Source organism: Streptomyces sp. NPDC002566 (genome assembly GCF_042889585.1).
Classification (GTDB): domain Bacteria; phylum Actinomycetota; class Actinomycetes; order Streptomycetales; family Streptomycetaceae; genus Streptomyces.
The window spans coordinates 1,463,914-1,480,020 of the sequence record NZ_JBIARD010000001.1; the positions used below are offsets into that span (position 1 = coordinate 1,463,914).

A 16,107-nucleotide genomic window follows, 5' to 3' on the forward strand; every position below is an offset into this window, starting at 1 on the left:
CGCCGCAACGGGTTTTCGGCGCAACGGCGTTGGAGCGGCGGCCGTCGGCGTGGCGCAGCAACGGCAGCCGGTGCCCTGCGCGGACCGCCCGCGCCTGCCGGGTCCGCGTCCGTGCGCGCGTCCTCACGCGAGGGCCAGCACCAGCACGCACAGGACGAAGAGCGCGAGAAGCGACCACAGCAGGACGGCCGTCGAGGCGTCCGGCCCCGCGGGCGGCGGCAGCGTCGGCGCCGGCGGGGCGGGCGGAGGCGGGGGCAGCGGAACGGGGGCCGAGTCGAACAGGTCGGTATGGCGCTGCGCGAGCCGCTCGCACCACGGGCACGTGACGAGGTGGGAGGCGTAGGTGTGATGGGTGCGCACGGCGCAGGACGACACCGCGCTCCGGGTGCTCTCCAGGGCCTCGAACCACTCGATCGCGGTGGGCCGGGCCGCCGGGTCCGACGGCCCCGTGCCGAAGGTCCGCCGGGCGAGGTCGAACAGGGCGGGCGGAAGGACCCCCGGCCGCACCGTGCCGCGCGGCACGACGACCCGTTCGGGCTGGTTGACGTACGAGACGCCGCCGGAGATACGGCTGCGCATCGACACGCTCTCGGAGCCGGCGTCCTTGAGGTGGCCGGCGAACGGGTGGGTGCCGCCGGTGAGCAGCTGGAACACGCAGACCGACAGGGCGAAGCTGTCACTGGCCCGTGAGGCCGTGCCCCGGGTGAAGCGCTCGGGCGCGCTGTAGGCGGGCGTGTGCATCTCCGACGGGTAGTGGGTGCCGTCCCCGGGGTCGTCGAAGGACATGGAGTCGCAGTCCAGGAACGTCACGAAGCCGTCCCGGTCGACGACGATGTTCCGGGCCGAGAAGTCGCCGACGACGATGCCCTCGCTGTGCAGCCGGACCGTCAGATAGGCGAGGTTCCAGGCGACGCCCAGCAGGAAGCGCCAGTCGAGCTCAGGACGGAACCACTCGGCCCTGCTGCGCCGGTCGAACAGCGCCGCGAGCGGCACGTGCGCCGGCTGGGCGAAGCGCTGCATGGCGTACCCCACGACGGCGCCCTCGGCGTCCCGGACGAGCGCCGCCGGCCAGGCCAGTTCGGGGGCCTGACGGCCGTCGGTGGCCCGGCCGGTCAGCGGCGACATCCGGATCATGCCGGCCAGCCTGCGCTGCTGCTCCGGGCCGGGCGGCTCGTGGTAGATCTTCACCACCCGCTCCGGCCGGCCGACGACGGCGTGGACGGCGGCCTGCCCGCCGCTGGCGAGCGGCTCCTTCTCCAGCGGGGTGGGCTCACCTTCGATGTAGACCTGGTCCATCAGCTTCTGACCGCCCTGACGAGGGTCTTGTCGTCGGCGTTGTCCGCGGCCAGCCGCCGCGAGTGCAGCAGCCGGGTCAGTTCGGCCTCCTCCTCGTCGTCGGGGACGTCCGGCCGCTCCATCGCACCGAGCACCTTGGAGACGAAGGTGTGCTTCGCGCGCCGGTTGTCGTTGCCGGGGGACTCCACGGCGGCCTGGGTGAGCCCGTCGGTCGACAGCAGGATCCCGGTGATGCCGTCGTCGAGGACGCAGGCCGTCTCCAGCCGTTCGGCGGCGTCGTCGGAGGTCACGAAGAAGGCCTCGTTGCTGTACTCGCTGACCGGGGCCGGCTGGGGCAGCAGATGGAACAGGGGCTGCCCGTCGGAGGTCCCGGCGCGCAGCATCGCGAACCCGTCGCCGACGCTGAGGTAGCCGAGCCAGTGCCGCGTGCGCACGACGACGGTCAGGGTGGTCGCGTAGTCGTCGTGCCGCGGCCCGGTGAACTGAAGGAACTCGGCCCTCAGGAGCCTGAACCGGTCCCGCAGGAACGGGCGCACGTCGTCGGGCTCCCTGGGCAGCGAGGGCGTGGCAAGGAACGCCGAGGGGGCGAGCCTCACCGCCAGTCGGGCGCCCTCACGGGACATCGGGCGGCTGCCGGCCCCGTCCGCCACGGCGAGCAGGAAGGTGTCGGGGCCGGGTTGGTGGCAGACGAAGGCGTCCTGGCAGGGGAGGTTGTCGCTGCGGTGCCGGTGGCCGGGCACGCTCAGCCCGTGCAGCCGCCACTCCGGGGGGTGCGTCATGCCGCTCACCCGTTGTTCCACGCGGACCGCTGACTGGTGAAACGGGCGAAGATCTTCTCGTAGATCTCCTCGCCGTCCCCCTTGTCCTGCGCGCCGGCGCTCGCCGACATCATCTGGAGCACCTGACGGAAGGGGAATCCCTGGAGCCGGGCGTAGTACTTCGGCGCGATGGCCCGCAGCACCTCCTCGCCGCGCGGGGTGATCCCGCCGACGCCGATCGCGAACAGCCGGAACTTCTTGCGCCGTTGCTGTTCGGCGAGGAGCGGCACCACCTCCTTCCAGTCGTCGGTCAGGTGGCCCTCTCTCGTGGTGGGCTGGCCGTCGGTGATCAGGCAGATCTGCGGCCGGTAGTACTGGTGACCGGCCTGCCGCAGCGCCGACTTGCGGGCCGCCACCAGCCGTACGGCCGTGCGCAGGGCGTCCGTCATCAGGGTGACGCCGCCGGCCTGGAGCAGCGGAGGCCGGAACGAGTGCGCCGCGACGAAGGCGTCCGGGTCGGCCGCGTCGGGCAGCACGGTGGCGCCCCGCCAGGCGCACACCTCACGCCCGCCGAAGGTGATGAGGGCGACCTCGACGCTGTGGGCGAGGTTGACGTCGGTGCCCAGATCGCGCACCCATTCCTGCAACGCGCTGTTGAGCATCGTGATGGGCGCGTCGGCCATGGACATCGAGGTGTCCAGGCACAGCACCAGCGGCTGCCGCTGGGCGTTGCCGTCGGGCACGATGTCGTCGTAGTAGAGCGGAACACTGCGCGAACGCTCGTCGTGCATGGAAGTACCTCTGTGGGTCGCTGTCGCCGGGGGTGCGGTTGCTGACGTTCAGTCAGACGTGGTGCGCATCAGATCGTCGTCGGGCGCGGCGGGATGCGCGGTCAGTCCGCCGGCGCCGTCCTGGACGACGCGCACAGGCCGCCCGGGCGGCGGGGGTTCGCCCGGGCCGCCCCAACCGGCCCGGTACAGCAGGCCGTCGACGTCCACGTAGCCCTGCGGCCGCAGGCCGGTGCGGACCACGCCGGACCGGTACGCGGCGGCCGGGCCGGGCATCGTGGGCAGTTCGGCGGACCGCGGCGTCACCGCCTGCGGTGTCATGGCCCTTTGCACCCGCGGCGGTTGTGCGGGGGGACGGTCCGCTGCCGCTGTCGGCGTGTCCGGGACGGTCGCCGGCTGCCGGTGCGGGTCAGGGTGGGCGGGTTCCGGTCGCGGAGCGGACCGTTGCGCGCGGGCGGTCGTCTCCGATGCCCGTGCGGTCGGCTCCCGGCCCGGGGGTGTCTCCGGTGGCCGTGGGGTCCGCCCCGGGCGGGCGGTGGACTGCCGCCGTCGCGAGGTCGGCTCCCGACGGGAGGCCGACGGGGCCGGCGACCGGCGGCGGTGCGCCGCCTCCGTCGCCCCTCCGGTCCTGCGGACCATGAGGCCCAGCGTGGTCACCAGGCAGAGGAGAACCGCGCCGACGACGAGGAGCACGGCGAACGAGTCACCCGACGCGTCGTCCTGGGCCTCCACGTCCGCAGGGGGCACACCGCCGGCCCCGCCGCCGTCCGACGGGTTCGCACCGGGATCGGCGGGGGCGGTGGAACGCGCCGGTCCCGCGGTGAACACGGAGGTGCGCGCGTCCTGGGCCAGCCCGCGCCGCACGAGGTCGCCGCCGCTGAGGGGCCGGCTGCGGACGGTGTCGCAGAAGCGGCCGGGCGGGCAGCCGTTGAGGTCCGTCAGACGCCGGTGCTCGGCCACGCCCAGCGGGCTGATCGAGCTGTGCTCGCCGACGATCCGGTGCGAGGCGAGGGCGAGCAGGAGAGTGCCGCCGGAGCCGGTGCTGACGCCGTCGGGCACGATCACGACGAGTTTGTCGCGCAGCTTCTCGACCGCGTCCGCGACGGCGTCGAGTCCGGGCTCCCCGCCCAGGGACTGGGGCGCCGAGACGGTGACGACGATGGAGCGTTCACCGCCGGCGGCGGCGTTCCCCCAGCACCGCATCGACCGGGTGAAGTCGGTGTGGGCGCATCCGCTCGCCGCGCGGGTGGTCGCGGTGACGGACGGCGGCGGAGGCTCCGGCTGCATCGCGCCGGACCGCGTCGCGAGGCCGAGGACCAGCGACGGGACGAGCAGCGCGGCGCACAGCAGCAGCCGGCGGACGACGAACCGGGCCCGCCCTCGGCGCGGGGCCGGGCGGGAGCGGCGCGGCGGCGTACGGCGGGATCGGCCCGCGGGCGTGCTGCGGGAGGGGTGCGGCGTGGGTGCGGGACGCGTCACAGGCGGAAGACCTCGCGGCATCGGGCGAACATGGTCACGGCCTGGTCGATCCAGCCGGACGCGACGGCGTCGAAGTCCTCCTGGCTCAGCCGGCACGACAGGGGCAGGGTGCACACGCCTCCCAAGTGCGGCCGTGTGCCGCGGACGTTCCACACGGACAGGGTCGGCGTCAGCTGCTCGGTGTTCCAGGCGTTGGCCGCGGCGGCGCCGCGCGCCAGCTCGCCCGGGGCCAGGCCGCGGCCGTTGGTCATGAACGCCACCAGGAAGCGGCGGGAGGTGGTCAGCCGGACCTCCAGCTCGTCGGCTCCCGCCGGGCGGTGGGTCATGCTGAGCGTCATGTGCGTGGGCTCCTCGCGTACGTCCATCCCGCTCGCCGAGGCCCAGCCGGCGGCCAGGCGGCTCCACTCGGCGTCGAGGAGAAGGGGGGCGGTGCGGGCGTCGGGCTCAGCAGACATGGCCGGCCGCCTCCAGGAGCAGGGCGTCCGTCAGCCCGTCCGCCAGCACGGCGTGCGCGTTGCGGGCGAGGTCCAGGTCGGTGTGCCGGGGCTGCGGCTGCCACAGCGTCGGGGCGCACGGCCCCGCCGCGGGGATCGTCTCGGACAGCGCTCCCGGGGGCGCCGAGGGCGGCGCAGGCGGCGCCGACGTCGGGCGGACGCCGGCCGGGACGCCGGGGCCGTCGGAGCGGCGGCCGAGCGCGTCGAGGAGCTCGGCCGGGGTGGGCCGTTGCGCCGGGCGCTTGGCCAGACAGGTGGTGACCAGGGTGCGCAGCCCGTCCGGCAGCGACCGCACGTCGGGCGGGGCGTTCACGATGCGGTACAGCAGTTCGGCGTTGCTCCCCGCGCCGAAAGGACTGCGCTCGCCGGCCGCGAAGGCGAGGACCAGCCCGAGGGCGAAGACGTCGCTCGCGGGGGTCGGCGCTCTGCCGGTGATCTGCTCCGGGGACATGAAGTGCGGGGTGCCCAGCACGGCGCCCGGATCGGTGAGCGAGGGAAGCGCCGGCACATGGGCGATGCCGAAGTCGATGACCCGTGGACCGGCCGTGTCCATCAGCACGTTGTGCGGTTTGAGGTCGCGGTGGACGATCCCGGCGGCGTGGATGTCGAGCAGCGCCTCGGCCAGTCCGGCCCCCAGCCGCCTCGTCTCCCGGGCGGTGAGCGGGCCGTTCGCCCGGACGGCCTCCCACAGGGAGGGGCCGGAGACGAAGACGGTGGCCAGCCAGGGCTCGTCGCAGTCGGTGTCGGCGTTCACCACCGGCGCGGTGTACGCGCCGTTGACCGCCCGGGCGGCGGCCACCTCACGGGCGAAGCGCTTACGGAAAACGGGCTGCCTGGCGAGTTCGGGACGGACCACTTTCACGGCCACCGGCCGGCCGCCCGGACTGTGCGCCAGATATACGGAACCCATGCCGCCCTGGCCGAGGAATCGCGCCACCTGATACGGGCCGACACGCGTCGGAATCGTTCTCTGGTCCACAGATGTTCGGCCCCCCGAAAAGTGTTCACACCTGAATTCCGCGTCGTCGCAGGTGAATTGACGGACGGGGTGGTGAATACCGATCCACCGTAGCGGCGTTGGCCGAATCGATACCCCCGCGATACGAAAAGAAGGAAAGGGAGAGGGGGGCGTGCGGGGGTGCGGGGGAGCGCACTCGCCGGGGACGCGACAGCCCCCTCCGGGCAGGCCTGGAACGGGCAACACCGCCCAGGGGCGCATGAATCGAGGGATGAGCCCTGTATGCGCCCCCGGCCGCCCGGGGAGAATCCCTCCGTCCGCGATCAAGCGGCGGCCACACACCGGGTGCGCGGCCGCCGACGTACAGGGAAGGCAGGTCGGTCGTCGTGTGGTTGCGTCTTCCCACCTCCGTGTCCGAAGCCCAGGAGTTCCTGGCGGCCGGGGCCGTGCCGATAGGCGGGGCCTCCCTCGTGTGGGCGACCTGGCAGCGGGACGGCTTCCCGCAGCAGGCCATGTCGCTGCGCGAGGTGCCGGAGGCCAACGTGGTCGGACGGGGGACGCTGGGCGCGGCGGTGGTGCTGAGCCGGATCGGCGAGGACGTGCCGGAGGTGCTGCGCAGGGCCGCGGCCACGGTGGGCACCGGGGCCGTGCGGCGGACGGCGACGGTCGGCGGCAACATCGTCGGCAGCACGCTGCGCTGTCTGCTGCCCGCGGCGCTCGTCCTGGACGCCCGGGCCACCGTGCTGGAACCCGACCGGGTGTACGAGACCGACCTCGCCGAGGTCGTGGCCAAGCGGCCCCTCCTGCTGGACCTCAAGTGGGACGAGCCCGCGGTCAGCGGCTACCGCAAGCTCGCCGGCGAGGCGGGCGGCCCGCCGCCGTTCGTCGTGGCGGCCGCCGTGCACACCGACGCCGAAGGCGGACGACGCCTGCGGGTCGCCGTCCGCGACGGCTACGAGGTCCTGAGCGAGACCACCCCCTGCCGCTCCACACCCGAGGACACCGTCACCGCCCTGCGCCGCACGGACCTGGGCGCCCTGGCCCCGCTCGCCTGGGCGACGGTGAGCGACCAGGTCACCGACATCCTCACCCGCCCGCAGAGGACCTGAGCCCGGCCGGCAACGAGCCGCCCCGCTCCCGGCGTTGTCAGTGGCAGTTGGTACAACTGCGATCACCACACCACGCACCCTCGTCCTCCACAGGAGCGGCCGTATGACCATCGGTGACCACCTCTCGGAGCTGTACCGGCTGCCCGCCCACACGTTCCCCGGCCCCGACGCCGGCGGGCTGCCCGAGGCGGACGCGGTCGCCTGGCGGATCACCAGCGACGTGTACGACGCCGACGAGGACTGGACGGCCGCGTTCGCCCGCTTCTGCGCGGCCGTCGACACCACGCGCGTGCGCGCCCTGATCGTGGGCGCCTGGCAGGAGGCCTACGACACCGAGCCGACCGCCGTCCTCGAGGCGCTGCTCGCCGCCCGCGACCGGTTCCCCGCGCTACGGGCGCTGTTCGTCGGCGACATGGTCTCGGAGGAGTGCGAGATCTCCTGGATCAACCAGACCGACGTCACGCCGCTGCTCGACGCCTTCCCCGAACTGGCCGAGTTCGGCGTCCGGGGCGGCTCGGAGCTGCGCTTCCCGCCCGTCAAGCACACCGGACTGCGCAAGCTGGTCATACAGACCGGCGGCCTGCCCGCCGGCGTCGTGCGCGGCGTCGGCGCGAGCGAACTGCCCGCGCTGGAGCACCTGGACCTGTGGCTCGGCACCGCCGAGTACGGCGGCGACAGCGAGGCGGCCGACCTGGATCCGATCCTGTCCGGCGACCGGCTGCCGCGGCTGCGCCACCTGGCCCTCCGCAACAGCGAGATGCAGGACGCCGTCGCCGCGGCCGTCGCCGTCGCGCCGGTGGTGGCCCGGCTGGAGGTCCTGGACCTGTCCATGGGCGTCCTGACCGATGAGGGCGCCACCGCCCTCCTGGCCGGCCGGCCGCTCACCCACCTCAGGAAACTCGACCTGCACCACCACTACATCAGCGAGCCCCTCCAGGAGCGGATCCGGCAGGCCCTGACGCCCGAAGGCGTCGAGGTCGACCTCGACCGGCAGGACGCCGAAGACGACGAGGACGACGACGGCACGGTGTGGCGCTTCGTCGCAGTGGGGGAGTGAACCCGTCCACCGTGCGCCGCGGCACGGCCGACATGTCCGCCCCGGCCGGCGGGGCGCCCCGCTTCGCCGTCGTCGGCAACCCCGAGAACCGCCGCGTCACCCTCTTCGCCGACGCGGTGCGCGCAGCCGGCCTGCCCGATCCGCGGATCGTGGCCTGGACGGACGTACTGCGCGACGGCGGGGCGCGGTTCGACGCCGGGGAGACCGTCCGGATCGACTCGCCGGGCGAGAACGCCGACGTCGACCGGCAGTGGCGCGGCACATCCGATCCCACCCGGGTCGAGGGCTCCGCCCGCTGGTACGCCGGGTTCACCGCGGCGCTGCGCGGTCTGCGCGGCGGCGTCCGGCTCGACGACCCCGGCGAACTCGCCGTGCTGTTCGACAAACGCCGCTGTCATGCCGTCCTGGACGCGGCGGACGTGCCGGTGCCCGCCTCGCCGACCTCGGGCCCCGGGACCGCGCCCGTGCGGGGCTGGGACGACGTGCGGGCCCTGATGCGGGAGCACCGTATGCCCCGGCTCTTCGTCAAGCCCGCGCACGGATCGTCCGCCTCCGGCGTGCTCGCCGTGGAATCGGGCGGCGCCGGCCGGATCCGGGCCACCACGTCCGTGGAACTCGCCCCGGACGGCAGCCTGTACAACTCCCTCAAAGTGCGCCGCTACGCACGGGAGCGGGACGTCGCCGCGATCGTCGACGCGCTCGCCCCGGACGGGCTGCACCTGGAACGCTGGCTGCCGAAAGCCTCCCAGGCGGGCCGTGCCGCCGACCTCAGGGTCGTCGTCGTGGCCGGCCGGGCGACTCACGCCGTGGTCCGCACCAGCCGCTCGCCGATGACCAACCTCCACCTCGGCGGCAGCCGGGGCGACCTCGACGCGGCCCGGCGGGCCGTCGAGGCGGCGGGCGGGAGCTGGCCGGACCTGCTCGGCGTGTGCGAGCGGGCCGCCGCCTGCTTCCCCCGCACCCTCTGCGTCGGCGTCGACCTGCTCCCCGCGATCGGCTGGCGCAGGGCCGCCGTCGGCGAGGTCAACGCCTTCGGCGACCTCCTGCCCCGCCTCACCGGCCTGCCCGGCAGCGGCGCCGAGGGCCTCGACACCTACGCCGCCCAGATCGCCGCCGTACTGCGTGACCGGCACAGAACAGGACCCACCCATGCCTGAGCCCGATCTGCCCGACCTGCCCGGCGAGCCCGACATGAACGACGTCGTCGGCAGCCACGACCTCCTCCTGGTCACCCTCGACACCCTGCGCCACGACGTGGCCGCCGAGCTGGCGGAAGCCGGCCGCATCCCGAACCTCGCCCGTCATCTGCCCGGCGGCCGCTGGGAGAAGCGGCACGCCCCGGGAAGCTTCACCTACGCCTCGCACCAGGCGATTTTCGCGGGCTTCCTGCCGACCCCGGCCGTCCCCGGACCCCACCCGCGGCTGTTCGCGGCGAAGTTCGCGGGCAGCGAGACCACCGCGAGCGGCACCTTCGTCTTCGACACCCCCGACCTCGTCTCCGGCCTGGCCGAAGCGGGCTACCACACCGTCTGCATCGGGGGCGTGGGCTTCTTCAACCGGCAGGGTCCGCTCGGCTCGGTGCTGCCCGGCCTCTTCCACGACTCCCACTGGGAACCGGAGTTCGGCGTCACCTCGCCCCACTCCTTCGAGAACCAGATCGCCCGAGCCGAACAGGTCGTCCGCGACCTCCCCGCCGAACAGCGGCTGTTCCTCTTCGTGAACGTCTCCGCCTTGCACCAGCCGAACTGGTTCCACCTGCCCGGCGCGACCCGCGAGGCCGGCGACAGCCGGGCCACCCACGCCGCCGCGCTGGAATACGTCGACCGGCACATCGGCCGGCTGTTCGCCGCCGCGAGCAGCAGACGGCGCTGCTTCGCGATCGTCTGCTCCGACCACGGCACCGCCTACGGCGACGACGGCTACACCGGCCACCGCCTCGGCCATGAGTCGGTGTGGACCGTGCCGTACACCCACTTCTTCCTCGACCGAGCCGAGGCCGCACGATGACCACCGCCCAACTCGCCGGCCCCTACCAGCACTACGTGTACGCCTATCCCCACAAGACCGCGTACCGCAGGCTGATCGACCGCCCCCGCCTGCGGGACCTGTGGGCGGCCGAACCCAAGGACGCCCTCTCCCTCTATCTGCACATCCCGTTCTGCGAGGTCCGCTGCGGTTTCTGCAACCTCTTCACCCGCATCGGCGCTCCCGAAGGCCTGACCGGCGCATACCTCGACGCGCTCGAACGGCAGGCCGGCGCCGTACGGGAGGCGCTGGGGGAGGACGACGAGGTCCGCTTCGCCACGGCCGCCTTCGGCGGCGGCACCCCCACCTTTCTCACCGCCGCCGAACTGACCCGGCTGTGCGACATCGCCGAGCACCGCATGGGCGCAGACCTGCGGGCGGTTCCCCTCTCGGTGGAGGCCTCGCCCGCCACGGCCACCGCCGACCGGCTCGGCGTCCTGGCCGAGCGCGGCGCCACCCGGCTCAGCCTGGGCGTCCAGAGCTTCGTCGACGCCGAGGCCCGGGCCGCCGTACGCCCGCAGCGCCGCGCCGACGTCGAGGCGGCGCTCGCCCGTGTCCGCGAATCCCGCATACCGGTCCTCAACATCGACCTCATCTACGGCATCGACGGCCAGACGGAGCAGACCTGGCGGCACTCCCTCGACGCCGCCCTCGCCTGGCGCCCCGAGGAGCTGTACCTGTATCCCCTCTACGTCCGCCCCCTCACCGGTCTCGACCGCCGCCGCACCGGCCCCGATTCCGCCTGGGACGAGCAGCGGCTGCGCCTGTACCGGGCCGGCCGCGACCACCTCCTCGCGCACGGCTACACCCAGCAGTCCATGCGCATGTTCCGCCGGGCCGACGCCCCGCACCAGGGCGCGGACGACTACGCCTGCCAGACGGACGGCATGATCGGCCTCGGCTGCGGCGCCCGCTCCTACACCGCCGGCCTGCACTACTCCTTCGACTACGCCGTCGGCATGCACGAGATCCGCGCGATCGTCGACGACTACGTCGCGCGGCCGGCCGCCGACTTCGCCCGCGCCGAGTACGGCCGGCGCATGGACGGGGACGAGTCCCGCCGCCGCCATCTCCTGCAGTCCCTCCTCCAGGCCGACGGCCTGCCCTTGGAGGACTACCGGGCCCGCTTCGGCAGCGACCCCGCGGGCGACTTCGGCCCCGAACTGGCCCGCCTCGGCGACCGGGGCTGGCTCGCGGACGACGCCCCGGACGCCCTGCGGCTCACCCCCGAAGGCCTCGCCCACTCCGACGCCGTCGGCCCCGCCCTGTTCTCCCAGGCCGTGCGCGCCGCGATGACCGCCTACGACAGGAAGTGACCGGCCCGCCATGGACCTCACCCTCCTGTACCGCGGCCCTCTCGCGTCGTGCGACTACGACTGCCCCTACTGTCCGTTCGCCAAGCGGCGCGACACCGGCGACCAGCTCCGCGCCGACCGCGCCGCCCTCGAACGGTTCGCACGATGGGCCGCGGACCAGAGCGGCGACCGGCTGTCGGTCCTTTTCACCCCGTGGGGCGAGGGTCTGGTCCGCTCCTGGTACCGGCGCACCCTTGCCGAGCTGTCCCACCAGCCGCACATCCGCCGGGTGGCGATCCAGACCAACCTCAGCTGCCGCACCGACTGGCTCGCAGAAGCCGACGCCGACACCCTGGCCCTGTGGTGCACCTACCACCCCGGCCAGACCCGCTACGACCGCTTCCTCGCCAAGTGCCGCGACCTGGGCGAACGCGGCGTCCGCTTCAGCGTCGGCGTCGTCGGCCTGCCCGAGCACCTCGACGAGGCCCGCAGGCTCCGCGCCGCCCTGCCCGAGCACGTCTACCTGTGGATCAACGCGGCCGAGGCACACACGTACACGGACGCCGAGGCCGACGCCTGGACCGCCCTGGACCCCCTGTTCCCGTACAGCCGCCATCCGCACACCAGCGCCGGCCTGCCCTGCCGCACCGGCGAGAGCGTGATCTCGGTCGACGGCGACGGCGCCGTCCGCCGCTGTCACTTCGTGCGCACCCCGCTCGGCAACCTCTACGACGGCACCTACCGCGCGGCCTTGCGCCCCCGCCCCTGCCCGCTCGCCGTCTGCGACTGCCACATCGGCTACGTCCACCTGGAGACGCTGCCGCTGTACGACGTCTTCGCGGGCGGCGTCCTGGAGCGCGTCCCGGCGGCCGTACCGCCGAGCGGCCCCGTCGATCTGCCGGGCCCCGGCGCGGCCGGAGCCCGGGAGGTTTGATTTCGTCCATTGTGTCTACCGGGGAGACATGACGCAGTCGACGCGGGAGACGGAACGGAAGTACGAGGTGCCGGACACCGGCGGCTTTCCGACGCTGGCCGCCCTGTCGCGTGAGGGCAAGGGCGCCGACGGCAAGAACAAGACCAAGGGCACGAGCAAGGACAAGGGCAAGAAGCGGGCCAGGGCCGAAAGCCCCGGCCTCTCGCTCGTCGACGGCGGCGCGCACGACCTGGACGCGGTGTACTACGACACCGACGACCTGCGGCTGGCCCGCTCCGCCGCGACCCTGCGCCGCCGCACCGGCGGCCCCGACGCCGGCTGGCACCTCAAGCTGCCGCTGCCCGGCGACGACCGGGACGAGATCCGCGCCCCCCTCCAGGACGGCGTCCCCGAGCGGCTGCGCGAGCTGGCGCTGTCCCGGACCCGCGGCGCCCGCCTCCAGCCCGTCGTACGCATCCGCTCCCGGCGCAGCGTGCGCGACCTCGTGGACGCCGACGGCACGGTCCTCGCGGAGGTCGCCCTGGACCGGGTGGACGCCGACTCGCTGCGCCCGGAGGGCGGCCACGCCTCCTGGGCGGAGCTCGAGGTCGAACTGGCGGCCGGTCACGGCGACCCCGCCCTGCTGGACCGCGTGGAGAACGCGCTCGGCGCCGAGGGCTTCACCCGCTCGGGGTCCGCGTCCAAACTGGCCCGCGCGCTGAGCGACACCGCCGCCGACGCGGCCGGCGGCTCCGGCCCGAAGAGCGCGCCACGTACCGCCTCCGGCCCCCGCCCGGGCACCGCCGGCGCGGAGTTCCACGCCTACTTCACCGAGCACGTCCGCGCCCTCGTCGACCTCGACCCGGCGGTACGGCGCGGCCTGCCCGACTCGGTGCACCGGATGCGGGTCGCCTGCCGCCGGCTGCGCAGCTGCCTGCGCTGCTACCGCTCCCTCGTCGACCGCGAGGTCACCGATCCCGTCCGGGCCGACCTGCGATGGCTCGGCGGCGAGCTGGGCGCCGAGCGCGACCAGGAGGTCCTGGCCCAGCGGCTGCGCGAGGGCGTGGACCGGCTGCCCGGCGAACTGGTCCTCGGCCCCGTCTCCGCCCGCCTCCAGGCCTGGGACGTCACGAAGGCCGCCGAGGCCCGCGAACGCAGCCTCGCCGCCCTGTCCTCACCCCGGTACGTCGCCCTCCTGGACACGCTGGACCGGATCGTCGCCGACCCGCCCCTGCGGGCCGGGGCCTCCAAGAAGGCGGCGAAGGCGCTGCCCAAGGCGCTCGGCAAGGAGTTCGACCGGCTCGCGGACCGGGTCGACCGGGCGCTGCGCACGCCCGCGGGCCCCGAGCGCGACGCCGCGCTCCACGAGGCCCGCAAGAAGGCCAAGCGCCTGCGCTACGCCGCCGAGGCGGCCCGTCCCGCCCTCGGCAAGCCGGCGAAGCGCCTGAGCAAGACCGTCAAGTCGGTGCAGAAGGCGCTCGGCGACCACCATGACGGCGTGGTCGCGCGCGACGCCCTGCGCCGCCACGCGGTGGCCGCCCACGCCGCCGGTGAACCCGGCTTCACCTGGGGTCTGCTGTACGGCCGGGAGCAGGCCGCGGCGGAGGCCCGCGAGGAGAGCCTGCCGGAGCTGTGGCGCGCGGCCGCCCGCGCCCGCCCGCGCAAGGCCTGACCCGCCACGACCCGCGCCCGCATCGTGAGGGACACGGTGCGGGCGCGGGTCGTTCAGGGCGCTGCGGGCGCGCGGGTCAGGAGGCGTTCGTGCCCTTCGCCGAAGCGGTCACGTCCGTGACCTTCCAGCGCTGGTTGGCGCCGGAGTTGGGCTGCCAGGTGGTCACGGCGGCGCCTTCGTCGGTGGCCTGCCCGCCGACCTCGAGGACACGGCTGCTCGCCGGGTTCACCAGGGTCCAGGTGCCGTCGCCGGTGGTGGACAGGATCCACTCGGTGGCCGCGTCGCGCACACCGGTGTCGGGCTCGACCACCGGCACGTTGCCCCGGACGGCGAGGCGCTTGCCCTGCGCCGGGTTGGCGAACACGTACCGCTGACGGGCGCCGTCGGTGGCGCCGTAGCGGGCGTCCAGCCGCCACTGCTGCGCGGCGGAGCCGTTGGCCGTGCCGATGACCAGGGAGGTGCCGTCGGGCGCGACGGTGACCGCCTTGCCGCTCTGGACGCCGGTCAGGGTGTAGGTGCGGCCCTCGCGGACCACCGGGGCGTCCTTCGCGGCGTCGGACACGCCGGTGACGGCGAAGGAGGTCACCGACTGGGCCGGCACGGTGAAGGAGGCCTTGCCGTCGCTGACCTCGACCGGGGCCTTCTCCTGGAGCTTGCCGTCGGCGCTGGTGACGACCGGGGTGACGGTCGCCCCGTCCCTGATCTTGCGGAACTTCGACAGGTCGATGGTGACCGTGCGGGCCTCGGCGGTGCTGTTGACGTGGACGAGCGACAGGCCCTTGCCGTCCGCGGTCACGGCGGCGGCGCTGGAGGTGTCGTCGACCTTGATCAGCCGGTCGCCGGGCTTGATGAAGTGGGTGAAGTTGCGGGCGGTGTCGAACTTGGTGTTCGTGTGGATGGGGCAGCTCTGCAGCGTGTCCTTCGAGGTGCAGCTGAACGGGAGCTGGATGGAACCCCAGTTGCCGCCCTTGGCGGACTCGCCGCCCGGCTTCATGTTGTCGTAGTCCTCGACCGGCTGCCAGAACACCCAGGCGCTGGGCTCCAGTTCACGCAGGTCGTTGACGATCTGCTGGGCCAGGCCGAGGCCCGGGCGCATGTCGGTGAAGCTCTGCCCGTCGCCCCAGTCGCCCTCGACCTCGCTCATCCACAGCGTCTTGCCGGCGGCCTTGGCCTGGTCGCGCACGGTGGTGCGCTGCCCGGTGCCGTAGGTGTGGACGTTCATCTGGTCGACCAGGTCGCGCGACGCCTGGGAGTAGGAGTTCCAGTTCTGCGCGAAGATGCCGGGGTTGGTCTCGTCCATGGCCGAGATCCGCGCGTTGGTCTTCACCTTCTTCAGCGCCGGGTCCAGCGCGGCGAGGACCTTCTGCTGGAGCCCGGGCCCGATGTGGGCGCCCTCCTGACGGCCGCCGACGGGCCGGCCGTCCGCGCCCAGCCGGGTGCCCCAGTAGGTGGTGTTCGGCTCGTTGAACGGGTCGACGGTCTTGACCTTGATGCCGTGCGCCCGCTCCAGCCGCTTGGTCGCGCCGGCCATGTAGGCGGCGAAGTCGTCGACCGACTCGGTCTTCAACTGATCGGCGCCCGAGTCGAATCCGCCGGAGACGTAGCCGCTGACCGTCATGAACCAGGGCGGCGAGTTGCTGAACGTCTCCCAGTGGGTGATGTCCTTCTTGATGCGGTCCACCCACCAGCGCTGGGTGGCGTCCGCGTCGGCGTTCCAGTCGGCCGGGTCGTCGGCGCTCCACCAGTCGGTGTCCTCGCGGGTGGTGCCCGCGGGGGCCTTCCACCAGCCCTCGACGGCGCCGCCGGCGCGCAGATAGTCCCTGACGTCGGGGGCGTTGCCGCCGCCGACGTTGTAGCGGGCGATGTTCAGCGCGAGGCCGTCGTCGTCGAAGAGGAGCTTCGCCAGCTTCTCGCGGATCGCCGGCGGGTAGTCGCCGGTGGCGTTGGCGAACCAGACCAGGCTGGTGCCCCAGCCCTCGAACCTCTCCTGCTGGTACGACGGGTCCGGCCGAACGGTGACCGACGAGGCGGCCTCGGCCTGCGCGGGGACGCTGAGCAGGGCGGCCCCGGTGGCCAGGGCGGTCAGTGCCGCGGCCCCGAGGGACCGTCTGCTGCGGATACGGCGTGCCATCTGTGCTCCCAACTGCGGTGCGGTCGCTGCGTGGGCCCCTCCCGCCGCCAGAGCGGGAGGGGATGGCCCCCGGCGCGGACACGGAGGCCGTGCCCACGCCGAGGAGTCATGGAGGTGGTGCGGGTGCTGCGA

At 73.9% G+C, this 16,107-nt stretch carries 14 protein-coding genes; 7 read left to right on the forward strand and 7 right to left on the reverse strand.

Translation table 11 applies throughout. The annotated features are described in order from the left end of the window. Nucleotides 1–123: 123 nt before the first annotated feature. The 6 genes from ACFYXA_RS06415 to ACFYXA_RS06440 are packed head-to-tail and all read right to left on the reverse strand — an operon-like array spanning nucleotide 124 to nucleotide 5,794. The gene (locus ACFYXA_RS06415) at nucleotides 124–1,296 is read right to left on the reverse strand and encodes a protein kinase (protein WP_389028672.1); all 1,173 of its coding nucleotides are present in this window, start codon (nucleotides 1,294–1,296) and stop codon (nucleotides 124–126) included. Further along, nucleotides 1,296–2,075 (reverse strand): PP2C family serine/threonine-protein phosphatase, encoded by a 780-nt coding sequence (locus ACFYXA_RS06420; RefSeq protein WP_389028675.1) that lies wholly within the window; start codon nucleotides 2,073–2,075, stop codon nucleotides 1,296–1,298. Before ACFYXA_RS06420 ends, ACFYXA_RS06415 begins: the two co-directional genes overlap by 1 nt. A gap of 5 nt (nucleotides 2,076–2,080) precedes the next feature. Beyond that, a complete protein-coding gene (locus ACFYXA_RS06425; protein ID WP_389028678.1) occupies nucleotides 2,081–2,845 on the reverse strand; it encodes a VWA domain-containing protein in 765 nt (254 codons plus the stop codon). Between the two features lie 48 nt (nucleotides 2,846–2,893). After that, the gene (locus ACFYXA_RS06430; RefSeq protein ID WP_389028681.1) at nucleotides 2,894–4,321 is read right to left on the reverse strand and encodes a hypothetical protein; all 1,428 of its coding nucleotides are present in this window, start codon (nucleotides 4,319–4,321) and stop codon (nucleotides 2,894–2,896) included. Further along, nucleotides 4,318–4,776, reverse strand: coding sequence for a hypothetical protein (locus tag ACFYXA_RS06435; protein ID WP_351096680.1), 459 nt, complete (start codon nucleotides 4,774–4,776; stop codon nucleotides 4,318–4,320). The genes ACFYXA_RS06430 and ACFYXA_RS06435 overlap by 4 nt, the downstream gene beginning before the upstream one ends. After that, nucleotides 4,766–5,794 (reverse strand): serine/threonine-protein kinase, encoded by a 1,029-nt coding sequence (locus ACFYXA_RS06440; RefSeq protein ID WP_389028684.1) that lies wholly within the window; start codon nucleotides 5,792–5,794, stop codon nucleotides 4,766–4,768. Before ACFYXA_RS06440 ends, ACFYXA_RS06435 begins: the two co-directional genes overlap by 11 nt. Nucleotides 5,795–6,159: 365 nt before the next feature. Between ACFYXA_RS06440 and ACFYXA_RS06445 the strand changes: the two genes are divergently transcribed. From ACFYXA_RS06445 to ACFYXA_RS06475, 7 genes are all read left to right on the forward strand, one after another. Further along, on the forward strand, nucleotides 6,160–6,882 hold the full coding sequence (locus tag ACFYXA_RS06445) for an FAD binding domain-containing protein (protein WP_352253692.1): 723 nt from the start codon (nucleotides 6,160–6,162) through the stop codon (nucleotides 6,880–6,882). A gap of 103 nt (nucleotides 6,883–6,985) precedes the next feature. Next, complete coding sequence (locus tag ACFYXA_RS06450; protein WP_389028688.1) at nucleotides 6,986–7,939, forward strand: STM4015 family protein; 954 nt, start codon at nucleotides 6,986–6,988, stop codon at nucleotides 7,937–7,939. Between the two features lie 32 nt (nucleotides 7,940–7,971). Further along, nucleotides 7,972–9,096 (forward strand): STM4014 family protein, encoded by a 1,125-nt coding sequence (locus tag ACFYXA_RS06455; RefSeq protein WP_389029099.1) that lies wholly within the window; start codon nucleotides 7,972–7,974, stop codon nucleotides 9,094–9,096. Nucleotides 9,097–9,130: 34 nt separating this feature from the next. Next, the gene (locus ACFYXA_RS06460; RefSeq protein WP_389029102.1) at nucleotides 9,131–9,946 is read left to right on the forward strand and encodes an STM4013/SEN3800 family hydrolase; all 816 of its coding nucleotides are present in this window, start codon (nucleotides 9,131–9,133) and stop codon (nucleotides 9,944–9,946) included. Further along, entirely contained in the window at nucleotides 9,943–11,280 is a 1,338-nt protein-coding gene (locus ACFYXA_RS06465) for an STM4012 family radical SAM protein (RefSeq protein ID WP_389028691.1), read from the forward strand. Before ACFYXA_RS06460 ends, ACFYXA_RS06465 begins: the two co-directional genes overlap by 4 nt. Before the next feature lie 10 nt (nucleotides 11,281–11,290). Continuing rightward, a complete protein-coding gene (locus ACFYXA_RS06470; RefSeq protein ID WP_389028694.1) occupies nucleotides 11,291–12,193 on the forward strand; it encodes an STM4011 family radical SAM protein in 903 nt (300 codons plus the stop codon). 28 nt (nucleotides 12,194–12,221) lie between these two features. Continuing rightward, on the forward strand, nucleotides 12,222–13,844 hold the full coding sequence (locus ACFYXA_RS06475) for a CHAD domain-containing protein (protein ID WP_389028697.1): 1,623 nt from the start codon (nucleotides 12,222–12,224) through the stop codon (nucleotides 13,842–13,844). 76 nt (nucleotides 13,845–13,920) lie between these two features. Here the strand turns inward: ACFYXA_RS06475 and ACFYXA_RS06480 are convergent, their stop codons facing one another. Beyond that, nucleotides 13,921–15,975 carry an RICIN domain-containing protein gene (locus ACFYXA_RS06480; protein WP_389028699.1) on the reverse strand — a complete coding sequence of 685 codons (2,055 nt, stop codon included), beginning with the start codon at nucleotides 15,973–15,975 and terminating at the stop codon, nucleotides 13,921–13,923. Nucleotides 15,976–16,107: the final 132 nt, after the last annotated feature.

Excerpts from the sequence above, each read along its gene's own strand:
- ACFYXA_RS06460 (WP_389029102.1), top strand. The coding sequence starts at position 9,131 with ATGAACGACGTCGTCGGCAGCCACGACCTCCTCCTGGTCACCCTCGAC.
- ACFYXA_RS06435 (WP_351096680.1), bottom strand. The coding sequence starts at position 4,776 with ATGTCTGCTGAGCCCGACGCCCGCACCGCCCCCCTTCTCCTCGACGCC.
- ACFYXA_RS06420 (WP_389028675.1), bottom strand. The coding sequence starts at position 2,075 with ATGACGCACCCCCCGGAGTGGCGGCTGCACGGGCTGAGCGTGCCCGGC.
- ACFYXA_RS06415 (WP_389028672.1), bottom strand. The coding sequence starts at position 1,296 with ATGGACCAGGTCTACATCGAAGGTGAGCCCACCCCGCTGGAGAAGGAG.
- ACFYXA_RS06480 (WP_389028699.1), bottom strand. The coding sequence starts at position 15,975 with ATGGCACGCCGTATCCGCAGCAGACGGTCCCTCGGGGCCGCGGCACTG.
- ACFYXA_RS06425 (WP_389028678.1), bottom strand. The coding sequence starts at position 2,845 with ATGCACGACGAGCGTTCGCGCAGTGTTCCGCTCTACTACGACGACATC.
- ACFYXA_RS06450 (WP_389028688.1), top strand. The coding sequence starts at position 6,986 with ATGACCATCGGTGACCACCTCTCGGAGCTGTACCGGCTGCCCGCCCAC.
- ACFYXA_RS06470 (WP_389028694.1), top strand. The coding sequence starts at position 11,291 with ATGGACCTCACCCTCCTGTACCGCGGCCCTCTCGCGTCGTGCGACTAC.
- ACFYXA_RS06465 (WP_389028691.1), top strand. The coding sequence starts at position 9,943 with ATGACCACCGCCCAACTCGCCGGCCCCTACCAGCACTACGTGTACGCC.
- ACFYXA_RS06455 (WP_389029099.1), top strand. The coding sequence starts at position 7,972 with ATGTCCGCCCCGGCCGGCGGGGCGCCCCGCTTCGCCGTCGTCGGCAAC.
- ACFYXA_RS06475 (WP_389028697.1), top strand. The coding sequence starts at position 12,222 with ATGACGCAGTCGACGCGGGAGACGGAACGGAAGTACGAGGTGCCGGAC.